We start from the raw sequence: 15119 nt of genomic DNA on the forward strand, positions 1-15119 counted from the left end.
CCGTCAGGGGGCCGGCGGGCGGAGGCCCGCGGCGGGGCCGGCGGCCGGTGCGACCAGGCGGTAGCCGACGCCGCGGATCGTCTCGATCAGCGCCGGCATGCGGAGTTTGGCGCGGAGCGAGGCGACGTGCACCTCCAGCGTGCGGCCGGTGCCCTCCCAACTCGTCCGCCACACCTCGCTGATGATCTGCTCCCGGCGGAAGACCACGCCGGGGCGCTGCGCGAGCAGCGCGAGCAGGTCGAACTCCTTGCGGGTCAGCGGGACCGCGGCACCGTCCACGGACACCTGGCGGGTGGGGAGTTCGACGGTGAGCGCTCCGAGCCGGAGCGGCTCGCCGGGGCCGGGTTCCTCGACCGGTGCGTCGCCGGGGCCGCCCGGGGCGCCGGTGCGCCGGCTCACCGCGTGGATGCGGGCGAGGAGTTCACCGGTGTCGTAGGGCTTGACGACGTAGTCGTCGGCGCCGAGGTTGAGGCCGTGTATCCGGGAGCGGACGTCGGAGCGCGCGGTGACCATGATGACCGGGGTGGCGGAGACCTTCCGGATCCGGCCGCACACCTCGAAGCCGTCCTGGTCGGGCAGCCCGAGGTCGAGCAGCACCACGGCGAACGGCTCGGCGTCGTCGGGCAGCAGCGCCTGGAGCGCCTCCCCGCCGCTGCGGGCGTGCACGACGGTCAGCCCGTGCCGGGACAGCACCGCGGACAGGGCCGCGGCGACGTGGTCGTCGTCCTCGACGAGGAGCAGTCTCATGGGCCCTCCCCTCCGGTGTGCGTACGGGCCACAGGGCATCTACGGCGATGGGTGGCCCGCCCGTCAAGAGGATGCCGCCTCCGCGCCGCCATCCGTTACCCAGCCGGTACCCCCCGACCGCATACCGTCGGTAACTGGGCCGCGGGCCCCCGAGCCGCCCGTTCACCCTAAGTGTCCGTTTGCGGCCGGATCGTTATGCTCAATTCTCCCTCAGATGTAATGACGCTGGTCGCGGGCCGTCATTAGGGTCCTCCCAACCGAGGAGGACGGAGCTGTACGCCGATGAGCGAAGTATCGGTGACCAAGAACGCCGGGGGCCCTGCGCCCACGGGTGACCCGTTGGTCGTCCTGGACAACGTGAACAAGCACTTCGGCGCGCTGCACGTGCTCCAGGACATCAACCTGACGATCCGACGCGGCGAGGTGGTCGTGGTGATCGGGCCCTCCGGGTCCGGCAAGTCCACGCTCTGCCGCACGATCAACCGCCTGGAGACCATCGACACCGGCGACATCAGCATCGACGCCAAACCGCTGCCCCAGGAGGGGCGCGAACTGGCGCGACTGCGCGCCGACGTGGGCATGGTGTTCCAGTCCTTCAACCTCTTCGCGCACAAGACGGTGCTGGAAAACGTGGTGCTGGGCCAGACCAAGGTCCGCAAGACGGACAAGGCGACCGCGGAGGAGAAGGCCCGCGCGCTGCTCGACCGGGTCGGCGTCGGCGCCCAGGCGGAGAAGTACCCCGCACAGCTTTCCGGCGGCCAGCAGCAGCGGGTGGCGATCGCCCGCGCCCTGGCGATGGACCCGAAAGTGATGCTCTTCGACGAGCCGACCTCGGCCCTGGACCCGGAGATGATCAACGAGGTGCTGGAGGTCATGCAGCAGCTCGCCCGGGACGGGATGACGATGGTCGTGGTCACCCACGAGATGGGGTTCGCGCGCTCCGCGGCGAACCGGGTCGTCTTCATGGCGGACGGCAAGATCATCGAAGAGGCCGAACCGAACCAGTTCTTCAACAACCCGCGCAGTGACCGGGCAAAGGACTTCCTGTCGAAGATCCTCCATCACTGAGGCCGCGGTTGGGCCACCATGATTGCCAACACCTGTTGAACCAAAGGATGTTCACCATGAGGATGCGTAAGACGGCTGCTGCGGGTGCCATGGTGCTCGCGCTGGCGGCGACGGCGACCGCCTGCGGTGGCGAGTCGGGCTCGGCGGGCGACAAGCAGCCTGGAAGCGACGTCTACAGCGCCGACTACAAGGTCGCCAAGGACGTCAAGGTCGACTCCGCGACGCTGAAGAAGGCCCAGAAGGCCGGCAAGATCACCATCGGTGTCAAGGCCGACCAGCCGTTCCTCGGCTTCAAGGACCCGGCGACCAACACCTACTCCGGCTTCGACATCGAGATCGCCAAGATGGTCGCCGCCGACCTGGGCTTCTCCGACAAGCAGATCAACTTCCAGACGGTCGACTCGAACGTCCGTGAGACCGCCATCTCCAAGGGCCAGGTCGACTACTACGTCGGCACGTACACGATCAACGACGAGCGCAAGAAGCAGGTCAGCTTCGCGGGCCCGTACTACACCGCCGGCGCCGACCTCCTGGTGCGCCAGGACGACAAGGCCATCACCGGGCCGGACGCCCTCCAGGGCAAGAAGGTCTGCTCGATCGTCGGCTCCACCCCGCTCCAGGAGATCAAGAAGCCGAAGTACGGCGCGGTCACCACCGAGCTGTCGAAGTACTCGGACTGCGTGAAGTCCCTGCTGGACGGGTCGGTCGACGCGGTCACCACCGACGACGCGATCCTCAAGGGCTACGCCGCCCAGCGCCCGGGCAAGCTGCGGGTCGTCGGGAAGCCCTTCACCAAGGAGCCCTACGGCGTCGGCCTGGGCAAGGACGACAAGGCCCTGCGCGAGGCGATCACCACCGCGCTGGAGAACCACATCAAGAACGGTGACTACAAGAAGGCGTACGAGGGCACGCTCGGCAAGTCCGGCTCCCCCTACGTCGCCCCGGAGACGCCGCTGCCGCGCTACTGACGGCCCGCGCAACGCACCGGACAGCGCCGCCCCGTACGCCCGCCGCGACGGGTGTGCGGGGCGCGCTGCCTTCCGCGCGCCCCACCGACCTGCGGGCGGTGCCGCGCGGTGCCCCGTAGTACCCCGCCGTTCCCCGCCGCCGACCCGACCGCTACCGCGGAGACCCCATGAACGTACTCCTCGATTATCTGCCCGAGTTCCGGGACGGGTTCCTCGGAACCCTGGCGATCACCGCGTCCGCCGCGCTGCTCGCGCTGGTGCTCGGCGTGCTCATAGCCGGTTTCCGGGTCTCTCCGGTCCCGCCGCTGCGCGTCTTCGGCACGGCCTGGGTGACGGTGCTGCGCAACACGCCCCTGACGCTGCTCTTCCTGGTCGCGTTCTTCGTCGTGCCGCAGATCATCTTCCAGGGGGCCAGCCCCTACGTCCTGGGCACGTTGGCGCTCGGCTTCTACACGTCGTCGTTCGTGTGCGAGGCGGTGCGGTCCGGCATCAGCACCGTGCCGCTGGGGCAGGCGGAGGCGGCCCGGAGCCTGGGCATGAGCTTCTCCCAGACGCTGCGGCTGATCGTGCTCCCGCAGGCCACCCGCACCGTGATCCCGCCGCTGAGCAGCATCATCATCGCGCTCACCAAGAACTCCGCGATCGCCGGCGCGTTCGGGTACGGCGAGCTCTTCAACGTCTCCAAGCTGCTCAACGACAAGGGCTACGCGATCGCCTGGATCTTCCTGTGGACGGCACTCGCCTACCTCGTCATCACCTTCGCGGTCAGCGGCCTGTTCCGGCTGCTGGAGCGCCGGATGGGGGTCGCCCGATGAGCGGATCCGACGGCCGCAACACCAGGAACGACACCCACGGACGGGCGCCGTCGCCGCGCACCGGCGGGGCGGGACGAAGCGAGGTAAGGGCATGAGTGGCGCGAGCGTCCTCTACGACGTGCCGGGTCCGAAGGCGAAGGCCCGCAACCGCATCTACAGCGTCATCGGCGCGCTGGCGGTGCTGGGACTGATCGCCTTCGCGATCCTGCGGCTGGACTCCAAGGGCCAGCTGGACCCCGAGGTCTGGCGGATCTTCAACTACGCCGGCGTGCGGACCAGCATCCGCGACGGCGTGCTGACCACCCTCCAGGTCTTCGCGGTGGCGGCGGTGCTGTCGCTGGCGCTGGGCGTGCTGCTGGCGGTGGCCCGGCTCTCCGACCACAAGCCGATCCGCTGGCTGGCCACCGGCTTCGTCGAGCTGTTCCGCGCCGTCCCGCTGCTGATCACCATCTACGCGCTGTGGGTCATCCTCCTCACCAACCGTGACGCGCTGGGCCTGACCGGCAGCCAGCCGCAGTTCTGGGCCCTGGTCGTGGGCCTGACGGTCTACAACGGTTCGGTGCAGGCCGAGGTGCTGCGGGCCGGCATCAACGCCGTGCCCAAGGGCCAGCGGGAGGCCGCGTACGCGCTCGGCATGACCAAGACGCAGGTCATGACGACGGTGCTGGTCCCGCAGGCGATCCGCGCGATGCTGCCGACGATCATCAGCCAGCTGGTGGTGACCCTGAAGGACACCTCGCTGGGCTACATCATCACCTTCGAGGAGCTCCTCTACACCGCCCGGCTGATGAGCACCAACATCATCGTCAACGGGAACGACACCTACATCCCGGTGATCACCGTCATCGGCAGCATCTACGTGGCGATGTGCCTGGCGCTGTCCGCCCTGGCCAACTGGATCGAGCGGCGCGGCCGCCGGGCCCGCACCGGCATCGGCGTGGCCCCGGCCGCGGAGCCGGTGGCGGCCGGGGACGCCGCGGAACCGACCGGTCCGGTCGCCGACGCGCCGGCGGCCACGAAGGACTGACGGAACGTCCGGTCGCCCCGCGGCCGACACCGACCGTCCGGAGGCGGTGGCAACGGCGCCACCGCCTCCGTCACTTGACGCCAGCGGTCGCAATGGGTTGCATACGCTGTGTGATCACGCACCGGGCCCCCACCGTCAGTTCCCGCACGTCCCGTACGCACCGCCGGATCCAGGGAGCCGCCCCGTGGAGCCGGTGATCGTCGTCGGGGCCGGCCCGGTCGGTCTCGCCCTCGCCCTCGCCCTGGCCCGGCACGGCGTCCCCGTCGTCGTCCTCGACGAGACCGGCGGCAAGGAGGAGGTCCGGCCGGCCCGCACCGTCGTGCTCCGCCCGGACACCGCGGCGTTCGCCGCCCGGCTCGGCTGCGCGGAATCCCTGGCGGCCGACGGCGCCCGCTGGTCGGCGTGGCGCACCATGCGCCGCCGCCGACTGCTGGAACGGGTCGCCTTCGCCGCCGACGGCACCGCCGCGCCGGACCGGGACGACTCCGGTGCCGGCGCGTCCCCGGTGCACCTGCCCCAGCACGCGCTCACCCGCGCGCTGCGCGCCGCGCTGGCCGGCGAACCGCTCGCCCAGATCGTCCACGACAGCCGGCTGGCCGCCGTCGAACAGGACGACAAGGGCGTCAGCGCCCAGACCCGCGGGGACAACGGGACGTGGTGGCGCGGGAGTTACCTGGTCGGCTGCGACGGCCCGCGGTCCACCGTCCGCAAGCTGCTGGACGTCCGCTTCCCGGGCCGCACCGCCGTCGAGCGGCACGCGGTGGCCACGCTGCGTACCGAACTCCCCTGGCCCGACGAGGCGCTGCTGCACCGCGCGCCGGCCCGACACGGGGGCGGCCGGGTCAGCGAGGTGTCCGCCCGGCCGCTGCCCGGTGGGGTCTGGCGGCTGGACTGGCTGCTGCCCCCGGGGCGCGAGCTGGTCACCCCGGACGCGCTGGTGGCCCGGATCCGCGACTCGCTGGCCGGCTGGGCCGCCGAGGCCGCCGACGGGTCCGCCGACGAGGGCGCCGCGGGCGGACGCCCGCACACCGGCCTGGTCCCGCCCTACGAACTCCTCGACACCGGCGTCCACACCGTCCACCACCGGCTGGCCCGGACCTGGCGGCGGAGTCGCGCCTTCCTGGCCGGCGACGCCGCCCACCTGCTCGGCGCCCTGGGCACCCAGGGCCTGGACGAGGGCCTGCGGGACGCCGAGAACCTCGCCTGGAAACTGGGCCTGGCCTGGCATCACGGTGCCACCGAGGACCTCTTGGACAGCTACCAGATCGAGCGGCGGGGCGCGGTCGCCGCCCGACTGCGGGCCGCGGACTCGGCGTTGCCGCTGCTGCGGGACGGCGGCGCGGTGCGGTGGCGGACGGTGCTGCCCGGCGCGGCGCGCGGACGCAGCACCCTGCTGACCGACGGCCATCTGGGCCGCGGTCCGCTCGGCGCGGCCCCGGCCTACCCGCGGACGCCGCTGGCCGCCCCCGACGGCCTGCCCGGCGAGACGGCGGTCGGCACCCTCCCGGGGGCACCCGTGGTGGACGTGCCGGTGACCGCCTCCGACGGTGCGTCGGTGGGGCTGCGCGACCGGCTCGGGCGCGGGCTGTTGGTGGTGCTGGTGGCGCCCGGCACCGGGGTCTGGGACCGACGGCACTGGCAGTCGGCGGGGTTGATGCCGCGGCTGACGGACGCGGTCGGGGCGCTGCCGATGCGTGCGGAGATCCTGGTCACCGAGGCGTATCCGGGCGCCGCGGCGCACACCGTGCTCGTGGTGCGGCCCGACGGCCATCTGGTCGCCGCGCTGTCCGGGGTCCGGCCCGACGAACTGGCCGCCTGCGCCGAGGCGGTGCGCGGCGGGGCCGACGGGGCGGCGGGCCGCCGACCGACCGCGGACGTGCCGGCCCAAGGGGGCGGGCCGCTCGACGCGGTGACGGAGCCGGTGGGGGACGCGGTGCCGGTTGACCCTCCGGGAAGCTCCGTGCTTCACTCCGAGGGTGACTGATCACAGCTCGCGGTTCTGGCGGAGGGTCCATCTGGACCTGGTCCGCTACGCGGGCTGCACGTGTCGTCCGTCCTGTTGATCCCCACCGCCGCGGTCGTTCGCCGCGGTGGTCCTCCCCGCGCGGCAGTGCGCCGGACTCCGGCGGTCGCGCCCCCGATCACTCAGGACGGTTCCCGTGCCCGACGTACACCTGCCTGCGCGCCCGCGCGCCCGCGCCCAGGACGGCGGCCCCAGCGCCGCCGAACTCCTCGACTTCGCCCGCCGCACCGCCGCCGACCGCGCGCTGGTCGCGTCCCTGCCGCTCGATCCGGAGGGCCGCACCTGGGTCCGGCTGGACGGGCCCGGCGGCAGCGAGGCATGGCTGATCGGCTGGCCGCCCGGCACCGGCACCGGCTGGCACGACCACGGCGGTTCCCGCGGTGCCTTCGCGGCGGCCGCCGGGGAGTTGACCGAGCAGTCGCTCGCCGCCGCGATCCCCACCGAGGGGTGGAAGACCCTGGAACTCGCCGACGACGTCGACCGGGAGCGGCGGTTGAGCGACGGCCGGGGAAGGGCGTTCGGCCCGCACCACGTGCACCAGGTGCTCAACCTCTCGTCCGACGCCCATGCGGTGTCGGTGCACGCCTACTACCCGCCACTGCCGTTGATGCGGCGGTACAGCCGCACCGGCGCGGTGCTGCGGCTGGAAGAGGTCGAACGTCCGGAGGAGTGGTGATGAGCACGGTCGACGAACTGCTGGCACGGGCCCGGCGCGGACTGGACCGGGTGGACCCCGCACGGGCCGCGGCGCTCCAGGAGGCCGGCGGGCTGCTGGTGGACATCCGCTACGCGCGGCTGCGGGAACGCGACGGGACCATCCCCGGGGCGTTGGTCGTCGAGCGCAACGAGTTGGAGTGGCGCCTCGATCCCACGGGCGAGCACCGCGCCCCCGAGGCGACCCACCACGACCTGCCGATCGTGGTGATCTGCAACGAGGGGTACGCCTCCAGCCTCGCCGCGGTCTCCCTGCACGCCCTCGGCCTGCACCGCGCCACCGACCTGATCGGCGGCTTCCAGGCGTGGCGGGAGGCGGGGCTGCCGGTGCAGGGGGCGGGTTTGCCGGCGGAGGGCTAGCGCCGGCGGCGAGTCGACTCCCGTCGTGGGGCGGCGGGTTGGGCGGTGCCGCGGCCCGGCCCGCTCAACTCCCCGACCGGGTCGGCCGGGCCCCGGGAGTCGTGGGCCGGGGCGAGCGCGGTGGGCCGGCGTCCCGGGCCCGGTCAGGCGTCCGGGAGGTGGTGGTCGAGGAGGTCCGGGTCCTCGCCCTCCTCCTCCAGCGCGCGGCGGACGACGCGGAGGGCGAGGCCCTCCGGGTAGCCCTTGCGGGCCAGCATGCCGGCCAGCCGGCGCAACCGCTTGTCGCGGTCCAGACCGCGGGTCGTGCGCAGCTTGCGCGCGACCAGCTCGCGCGCGGTGGACTCCTCCTGTTCGGCGTCGAGCCGACCGACGGCCTCGTCGATCAGGGCGGAGTCCACCCCCTTGGTACGCAGCTCCCGGGCGAGGGCGCGGCGGGCCAGGCCCCGGCCGTGGTGCCGGGACTCCACCCAGGCGTCGGCGAAGGCCGCGTCGTCGATCAACCCGACGTCCTCGAAGCGGGCGAGCACCTCCTCCGCGGCCTCGTCGGGGATGCCCCGCTCTCGCAGGGCGTCCGCCAGCTGCCGGCGGGTGCGCGCGCTCCCGGTGAGCAGGCGCAGGCAGATCGCCCGCGCCTGCTCCTCGGGCGTGCGCGGCGGCCCCGACCCGGCCCTCGACGGGAGGGAGCCACCGCCGTCCCTGGCGGCGCCGTCCTCTTCGGGGGCGGCACCGCGGTTGCGGCGGCTACGGTTCTCGGCGTCGCCGGCAGCGCTGCCGAAACCGGCGCTGTCCGGCCATTCCGTTCGCCGTGTCATGGCGCGTCAGCTCTTGGCCGCCGCGGCCTTGGCGCCCTTGGCGCTCTTGGCGGCCGCGGCCGGTGCGGCGGCCTTGGCCGGAGCCTCGGCCGGGCCGGCGGCGTCCGTACCGGGCTCCGCCGCGACGGCCTCGGGCTTCACTCCGACGCCCAGCTTCTCCTTGATCTTCTTCTCGACCTCGTTGGCGAGGTCGGGGTTGTCCTTGAGGAAGTTGCGGGCGTTCTCCTTGCCCTGGCCGAGCTGGTCGCCCTCGTAGGTGTACCAGGCGCCGGACTTGCGGATGAAGCCGTGCTCGACGCCCATGTCGATCAGGCCGCCCTCGCGGCTGATGCCCTGGCCGTAGAGGATGTCGAACTCGGCCTGCTTGAAGGGGGGCGCGACCTTGTTCTTGACGACCTTGCAGCGGGTGCGGTTGCCGACCGCATCGGTGCCGTCCTTGAGGGTCTCGATCCGGCGGATGTCGATCCGGACGGAGGCGTAGAACTTCAGCGCACGGCCACCGGTCGTGGTCTCCGGGGAGCCGAACATCACGCCGATCTTCTCGCGGAGCTGGTTGATGAAGATCGCGGTGGTCTTGGACTGGTTGAGCGCGCTGGTGATCTTCCGCAGGGCCTGGCTCATCAGACGGGCCTGGAGGCCGACGTGGGAGTCGCCCATCTCGCCCTCGATCTCGGCCCGCGGCACCAGGGCGGCCACGGAGTCGATCACGATGAGGTCCAGGGCGCCGGAGCGGACCAGCATGTCGACGATCTCCAGCGCCTGCTCGCCGTTGTCCGGCTGGGACAGGATGAGGTTGTCGATGTCGACGCCGAGCTTCTGCGCGTACTCGGGGTCCAGGGCGTGCTCGGCGTCCACGAACGCGACCTGGCCGCCGGCCTTCTGTGCGTTCGCCACCGCGTGCAGGGTCAGGGTGGTCTTACCGGAGGACTCCGGTCCGTAGACCTCCACGACCCGGCCGCGCGGCAGGCCGCCGACGCCGAGCGCGACGTCGAGGGCGGTCGAGCCGGTCGGGATGACCTCGATGGGCTCCCTGGACCGCTCGCCCATGCGCATGACCGCGCCCTTGCCGAATTGCCGTTCAATCTGTGCGAGTGCGGCGTCCAGCGCCTTCTCGCGGTCGGTGCCTGCCATGGGTTCCACCCGGTTTGCTTGAGTCGATCGCTTCACGTCCATGACGCTAACGCCTGCCACTGACAATGCGCCCGGACCCGGCCCCGGCCTGTGGATAACTCGGCGCTCGGCCCGGGATTCCCGTGGGCCGGAGCCGCGTGGAGCGGCCGGAGCCCCCATGAGAATGGATGTTCGATTTTGGTGTCAAGCGCGCCGCGCCCGGCACCGCGGCACCGCCGGCCTCACTCGCCGGCCGGCCGCGCCGCCTGCGGCACGGCCTTCTCCTCGCCGCCCGGCGCACCGGCGGCCGGCTCCCGCTCGGGGGCCCGCACCGGCTCCCCGTCCGCCGCCCGGGCCGGCTCCGACGCGCCCTCGCCGCCACCGTCCCGGGCCCGGCTCCGACGCCTCGCCCGGAAGCCGGCCCGCGGGTCGGCGGTGACCTCGTAGCGCTTGACGTAGGCGCCGAGGAACGCCTGAAGGGTCGCGGTGGCCGGGATCGCGATCAGCGCGCCGACCGCACCCATCAGGGCCGTGCCGGCGATCACCGAGCCGAACGCGACGGCGGGGTGGATGTCCACGGTCTTCGCGGTGATCCGGGGCTGGAGGAGGTAGTTCTCGAACTGCTGGTAGACCACGACGAAGCCGAAGACCCACAGCGCGTACCAGGGGTTGACGGTGAACGCGATCAGGATGGGCAGCGCACCCGCCAGGTACGTGCCGATCGTCGGCACGAACTGCGAGATCAGGCCGACCCAGATGCCGAGCGCCGGCGCGTAGGGCACGCCCAGGATCTCCAGCAGGACGTAGTGCGAGACGCCGGAGATCAGCGCCATCAGGCCACGGGAGTAGAGGTAGCCGCCGGTCTTGGCGACCGCGATCTCCCAGGCGCGCAGCACCTCGGCCTGCCGGCGCGGCGGCAGCACCGAGCACAGCGCCCGCCGCAGCCGGGGGCCGTCGGCGGCGAAGTAGAACGAGAACAGCGCGATGGTGAGGAGGTTGAAGAGCCCGCCGAGCACCTGCGCGGAGACCGCCAGGACGTTGTTGGCGCTGTCCTGGACGTACTTCTGCAACCAGTCGGAGTTCAGCAGGTTGTTCTGCACCTGGACCCGGGAGAGGTGGGTGTGGAAGGTCTCGTTGATCCAGCTGATGACGGAGTCCAGGTACTGCGGGAACTCCTCGACCATGGTGGCGATCTGCCCGGCCACCATGGAGCCCAGCAGCGCGAAGAAGCCGATCGTGCCGACGAGGATCGCGAGGAACACCAGGCCGGTGGCGAGTCCGCGCCGCATGCCGCGGGCGGCCATCCAGTCGACGGCCGGCTCGACGGCCAGGGCCAGGAAGAACGCGATCAGCACGTTCAGCAGCAGCCCGATCAGCTGGTGGAAGCCCCAGGTGGCGAGCTGGAAGCACGCCACCAGGGCGAGCGCGAGCACCATGGCGCGCGGGAGCCAGCGCGGCATCCGCGCCCCGTACCGGTCGTCGTCGGGCCGGGCCTGGGGCGGGTCGGCGGGGCGGGAGCCGTCGTGGCTGCTGGTCTCATCTGTCACGCGCACGCTGCCCAGTGTCGCGCACCGGGCCGACACCGGGCCCGGGCCGGCTCAGCGCTTGTCCTGCGGCACGTCCATCACCGTGCAGACCACGCGCCAGACCTCCTTGGCGCTCCAGCCCGCCGCCAGCGCCTCGTGGACGGTGCGGCCACCGAGCCCCGCCATCACGTGGTCGCGCGCGAACGAGTCGGCGTAGGCCGCACCGAAGTGGTCCGCCATCCGCTCCCAGAACACCGTCAACCGCATGATTCCCGCCTCACACCCGCTTCGGCCTGCACCTTCCCCGGCTTCCCGCCGCCCGGTGCACGCGCCCCAGGGGCGTTCCGGGTCCGGCCCCTTCATACCGCCGGAGCCGGTCGAAGGGCCAGCGAGGGCGGGCGGCCGTCCAAGCCGCGGGGTGTGCCGGCGGGGCGGGGCGGCCTGCCCGCCCGCACCCCGGCCGGTCGCGGCGCGCCCCGGGAGGCTGGCACGGACCACCCCGACACACTTGCTAGATTGCGCAATCAAGCAGTCGAACGTGAAACCGGCTCGGCGCAATCGTCGTCTTCCTGGCCGGAACCACCCTCTTCCGCCACCGTGCGGCATGCCCCGAGACCGCTTCGCCGGTCCGACCGTCCAAAGGATGCGAATGACAGGTCAGCGCACCGAAGCCCCTGACGGCTACGACGACCTGGCCCGGAACCCGACACGGGTGTCACGCCGGGTGCCGGGTCCCCGCCGCCGCGGGGAGCGGCATCCGGGAACGGACATCGGGCCGGCGCCAGGACGGGCCGGCGCCCGACCGGACCGGGCGGGCCGCGGGCGCCGGGCGGCCCGGGCCGCCGCGGTGGCGCTGGTGGTGGCCGCCGCCGGCGCCCTGGTCGACACGGCGCTCTGGGGCCGGCCGGGCTGGGTGTTCGCGGTCACCGCGGCGCTCGGTGCGGCGCTGGCCGCGCGGACCTGCACCCGGGCCGGCGCCTGGTGGCTGATATCCGCGCCGCCCCTGGTGGTGGCGATGGTCACCGTGGCGTGCGAGGAGGCGGCCGGCACCACCACCCTCCAGGGCAAGGGGCTGGCGACGGCGGCGGTGCGCTGGGCCGTGGACGGGTTCCCGGCCATGGCGGCGGCCGAGGCGGTGCTGATCGCGGTGCTGCTGGTCCGCGGCGTGCGGGCGGGCCGGCGCGGCGGCCGGAAGCGGAGCGGGAGGAACAGCGGTGCATGACGAGCGGAGCCCCTACGGGCGGAGTCCGTACGGACCGGACGACCGGGAGTCCGGCGGGACGGGCGGCCGGGCCGCACGCCGCCGCGCGCCCCGTGGGCGGGGCGACCGACGGCGCTCCCCGTTGGTCGTCGCCGGCCGGACCGCGCTGGCCCTGTCCTCGGCGCTGGTCCTCCTGGCCAGCGGGGTGTCGTGGGCGGCGTACAACTGGGTCAGCAGCGGGCTGACCACCTCCGACGCGCTCAACGCCATCGGCGGCAAGGACGCGCCCAAGCACCTGGACAACTCCGTCAACCTGCTGCTGATCGGCCTGGACTCGCGCAAGGACATGAACGGCAACGACCTGCCGCGGGAGTTCGTCCGGGACCAGTTGCACGCCGGGTCCAGCGACATCGGCTACTACAACACCAACACCCTGATCCTGATGCACATCCCGGCGGACGGCGGGAAGGTCACCGCGTTCTCCATCCCGCGCGACGACTACGTGCAGACCTTCAACGGGGACGGCACCTCCCAGGGGCACTTCAAGATCAAGGAGGCGTACGCCAACGCCTACACGGTCGCCCACGACAAGTTCTCCGCCCAGGGGGTCAAGGGCGCCGACCTGGAGAGCCGGAGCCGGGAGGCCGGTCGGGAGGCGACGCTGGCCACCGTGCAGAACTTCCTCAAGGTGCCGATCGACCACTTCGCCGAGGTCAACCTGCTGGGCTTCTACGACATCGCCAAGGTCCTCCAGCCCATCGAGGTCTGCCTGAAGCACCCGGTGAAGGACCGCTACTCGGGCGCCGACTTCCCGGCGGGCCGCCAACAGCTCGACCCGAAGCAGGCGCTCGCCTTCGTCCGGCAGCGGCACGGCCTGGAGGGCGGCGACCTGGACCGCACCCACCGCCAGCAGGCGTTCCTGTCCTCGGTGACCCACAAGCTGAAGAGCGAGGGGGTCTTCGGCGACCTGGGCAAGCTCCAGGGGCTGTTCGACGTGGTGAAGAAGGACCTGGTGATCGACAGCAAGTTCGACGTCCTGGACTTCGCCCAACAGGCCACCAACCTGACCGGCGGGAACGTGGTGTTCCACACCCTGCCGATCGCCGGATTCGCCACCCGCAACCGCGAGTCCGTCAACCTGGTGGACGTCCCCAAGATCCAGTCCATCGTGCAGTCCCTGATCGGCGGGAAGTCCGGGAGCCCGGGCGGCGCGGGCGACGACGCGTCGTCGCCCGCGCCGTCGACGAAGGCCGCGCCGGGCACCGTCGACGTCCTCAACGGCGCCGGACAGACGAAGCCGGGGGCCGCCGCCGACGAACTCAAGGCGCTGACCGCGCTCGGCTACACCCCGGGCCGCGCCGACAACGCCGCGCCCCGGCAGCGCACCACCGTCCTGTACGGCGCCGGCGCCCAGGACGCCGCCCGGCAGATCGCCGACCGTGTGAGCGCCGGCGCGCCGGCCTCCTCGGCCTCGGTGCCCGCCGGGCACGTACAGGTCGTCCTCGGCGCCGACTTCACCGCCCCGCCGGCGACCGGGGCCACCACCCCGCCGGCGACGTCGGGCAAGTCCACCGGCTCGGGCGGGCAGGACGCCGCCCCCACGCCCGTGCCGTCCGACGCCTTCGCCGGCGACTCCGTCAAGGAGGGCGGCATCCCGTGCGTCAACTGACGCCCGAGGGGCGGCCGGTGGCCCCGTCGGCCACCGGGTGCCCCGGCCGCCTCCGGGGCACCGCCCGCCCCGGCGACCGTACGGGCCGGGGGTGCGCCGCCTAGACTGGGCCGACCGGGGGCCTAATACGGGGAGAGCCGCAGTGGTGAAGAGCGTCGAAGGTGCGGGCGGGAGTAGGGGCGCGGCGGTCGACCCGTCAGCCGAAGTGCTGGCCGAGGCGGCCGGGATGTTCGGCCTGCTGGCCTCGCCGCCGCGGCTGCACATCGTCTGGGCGCTCGCCCAGGGCGAGAGCGACGTCAGCGGCCTCGCCGAACGCGTGGGCGGCGCCCTGCCCGCCATCAGCCAACACCTGTCCAAGCTCAAACTGGCCGGCCTCGTCCGCTCCCGCCGCGAGGGCCGGCGGGTGGTGTACTTCGTCGACGACCCGGACACGGTCGCGGTGATGCGCACGCTCGTCGTCCAACTCGCCGCCCGCGAGGCGGACGCGCCGCCGGCCCGCCTGCGCCGACTGGGCGGCTGAGGGCCCCACCGGGCGCGCGGACCGCTTCAGGTCGCGTCGGCGTCGAACGGCGGGCGCTCCCCCGTTGGGGCGTCGGCCGCGGACCGCTTGCGCAGGTCCACCGGCACGCGGCTCGCGTGCGGCGCCGCCGCCGGCTCCGGGTCGAGTGCGGCGCGCAGTTCCCCGAGGCCGTCGCGGAGTTCCCCGAGGCCCAGTCCGTCGTCGCCGAGCAGTTGTTTGCGCACGAAGGTCCGCGGGTGCAGGTCGGTGAACTCGAAGTCCTTGAATTCCGGGCCCAGTCCGGCGCGCACCTCCTCCTTGGCCTGGTCGGAGAAGTTCCGCACCTTGCGTACCAGCGCGGTGGCGTTCTGGAGGAACTCCGGTAGTTTGTCCGGTCCGAAGAGCAGCACCGCCAGGATGCCGATGACGAGCACGTCGGGGGTACTCATGCCCAGGAACATCCCGCCACTCCTCTTGGGTCGCCGGTGCGCCGCACCGCTGCGTCACGCACGTCCGCGGACATTTTAGATATTGCGCAATCGTGGAACCAAGACGGGGTTCCCGGCGTTGTCCAGGACGA

Annotated in this window: 17 protein-coding genes; 11 read left to right on the top strand and 6 right to left on the bottom strand. The window is 72.8% G+C overall.

Annotated features, from left to right (window positions below):
- Positions 1-3: 3 nt before the first annotated feature.
- Positions 4-747, bottom strand: coding sequence for a response regulator transcription factor (locus ACLJT4_RS34930; protein WP_411128638.1), 744 nt, complete (start codon positions 745-747; stop codon positions 4-6).
- Between the two features lie 282 nt (positions 748-1029).
- Between ACLJT4_RS34930 and ACLJT4_RS34935 the strand changes: the two genes are divergently transcribed.
- The 8 genes from ACLJT4_RS34935 (at position 1030) to ACLJT4_RS34970 (ending at position 7722) form a co-directional block, all read left to right on the top strand.
- Positions 1030-1815: an amino acid ABC transporter ATP-binding protein gene (locus tag ACLJT4_RS34935; protein WP_411128640.1), complete on the top strand. Its 786-nt coding sequence runs from the start codon at positions 1030-1032 to the stop codon at positions 1813-1815.
- Positions 1816-1871: 56 nt separating this feature from the next.
- A complete protein-coding gene (locus ACLJT4_RS34940) occupies positions 1872-2783 on the top strand; it encodes a glutamate ABC transporter substrate-binding protein (RefSeq protein ID WP_411128642.1) in 912 nt (303 codons plus the stop codon).
- Positions 2784-2950: 167 nt separating this feature from the next.
- Positions 2951-3598 (top strand): amino acid ABC transporter permease, encoded by a 648-nt coding sequence (locus tag ACLJT4_RS34945; protein WP_351476931.1) that lies wholly within the window; start codon positions 2951-2953, stop codon positions 3596-3598.
- 91 nt (positions 3599-3689) lie between these two features.
- Positions 3690-4625 carry an amino acid ABC transporter permease gene (locus ACLJT4_RS34950; protein ID WP_411128644.1) on the top strand — a complete coding sequence of 312 codons (936 nt, stop codon included), beginning with the start codon at positions 3690-3692 and terminating at the stop codon, positions 4623-4625.
- A 184-nt stretch (positions 4626-4809) separates the two neighbouring features.
- Positions 4810-6609 (top strand): FAD-dependent monooxygenase, encoded by a 1800-nt coding sequence (locus ACLJT4_RS34955; protein WP_411128646.1) that lies wholly within the window; start codon positions 4810-4812, stop codon positions 6607-6609.
- Complete coding sequence (locus ACLJT4_RS34960; protein WP_311203421.1) at positions 6602-6688, top strand: putative leader peptide; 87 nt, start codon at positions 6602-6604, stop codon at positions 6686-6688. The genes ACLJT4_RS34955 and ACLJT4_RS34960 overlap by 8 nt, the downstream gene beginning before the upstream one ends.
- A 96-nt stretch (positions 6689-6784) precedes the next feature.
- Positions 6785-7324, top strand: coding sequence for a cysteine dioxygenase (locus ACLJT4_RS34965; protein ID WP_411128648.1), 540 nt, complete (start codon positions 6785-6787; stop codon positions 7322-7324).
- Positions 7324-7722, top strand: a complete 399-nt coding sequence (locus ACLJT4_RS34970) for a rhodanese-like domain-containing protein (protein ID WP_411128650.1) — start codon at positions 7324-7326, stop codon at positions 7720-7722. The genes ACLJT4_RS34965 and ACLJT4_RS34970 overlap by 1 nt, the downstream gene beginning before the upstream one ends.
- Positions 7723-7865: 143 nt before the next feature.
- Here the strand turns inward: ACLJT4_RS34970 and recX are convergent, their stop codons facing one another.
- The 4 genes from recX to ACLJT4_RS34990 form a co-directional block, all read right to left on the bottom strand.
- On the bottom strand, positions 7866-8534 hold the full coding sequence (gene recX / locus ACLJT4_RS34975) for a recombination regulator RecX (protein ID WP_411128652.1): 669 nt from the start codon (positions 8532-8534) through the stop codon (positions 7866-7868).
- A gap of 6 nt (positions 8535-8540) precedes the next feature.
- The gene (recA, locus tag ACLJT4_RS34980; RefSeq protein WP_411128654.1) at positions 8541-9665 is read right to left on the bottom strand and encodes a recombinase RecA; all 1125 of its coding nucleotides are present in this window, start codon (positions 9663-9665) and stop codon (positions 8541-8543) included.
- 221 nt (positions 9666-9886) lie between these two features.
- Positions 9887-11197, bottom strand: a complete 1311-nt coding sequence (locus ACLJT4_RS34985; RefSeq protein WP_411128656.1) for an AI-2E family transporter — start codon at positions 11195-11197, stop codon at positions 9887-9889.
- Positions 11198-11242: 45 nt separating this feature from the next.
- Entirely contained in the window at positions 11243-11437 is a 195-nt protein-coding gene (locus ACLJT4_RS34990; RefSeq protein WP_275462663.1) for a DUF3046 domain-containing protein, read from the bottom strand.
- Positions 11438-11819: 382 nt separating this feature from the next.
- On the opposite strand from ACLJT4_RS34990, the gene ACLJT4_RS34995 reads away from it, so the two are divergent.
- From ACLJT4_RS34995 to ACLJT4_RS35005, 3 genes are all read left to right on the top strand, one after another.
- The gene (locus tag ACLJT4_RS34995; RefSeq protein ID WP_411128658.1) at positions 11820-12392 is read left to right on the top strand and encodes a DUF6542 domain-containing protein; all 573 of its coding nucleotides are present in this window, start codon (positions 11820-11822) and stop codon (positions 12390-12392) included.
- The gene (locus ACLJT4_RS35000; protein ID WP_411128660.1) at positions 12385-14040 is read left to right on the top strand and encodes an LCP family protein; all 1656 of its coding nucleotides are present in this window, start codon (positions 12385-12387) and stop codon (positions 14038-14040) included. Before ACLJT4_RS34995 ends, ACLJT4_RS35000 begins: the two co-directional genes overlap by 8 nt.
- Before the next feature lie 226 nt (positions 14041-14266).
- Positions 14267-14560 (top strand): ArsR/SmtB family transcription factor, encoded by a 294-nt coding sequence (locus ACLJT4_RS35005; protein ID WP_232817344.1) that lies wholly within the window; start codon positions 14267-14269, stop codon positions 14558-14560.
- 26 nt (positions 14561-14586) lie between these two features.
- Here the strand turns inward: ACLJT4_RS35005 and ACLJT4_RS35010 are convergent, their stop codons facing one another.
- Positions 14587-15000 (bottom strand): sec-independent translocase, encoded by a 414-nt coding sequence (locus ACLJT4_RS35010; RefSeq protein WP_411128662.1) that lies wholly within the window; start codon positions 14998-15000, stop codon positions 14587-14589.
- Between the last annotated feature and the right edge of the window lie 119 nt (positions 15001-15119).

The organism is Streptomyces sp. x-19 (assembly GCF_046549115.1).
Lineage (GTDB): Bacteria > Actinomycetota > Actinomycetes > Streptomycetales > Streptomycetaceae > Streptomyces > Streptomyces albulus_C.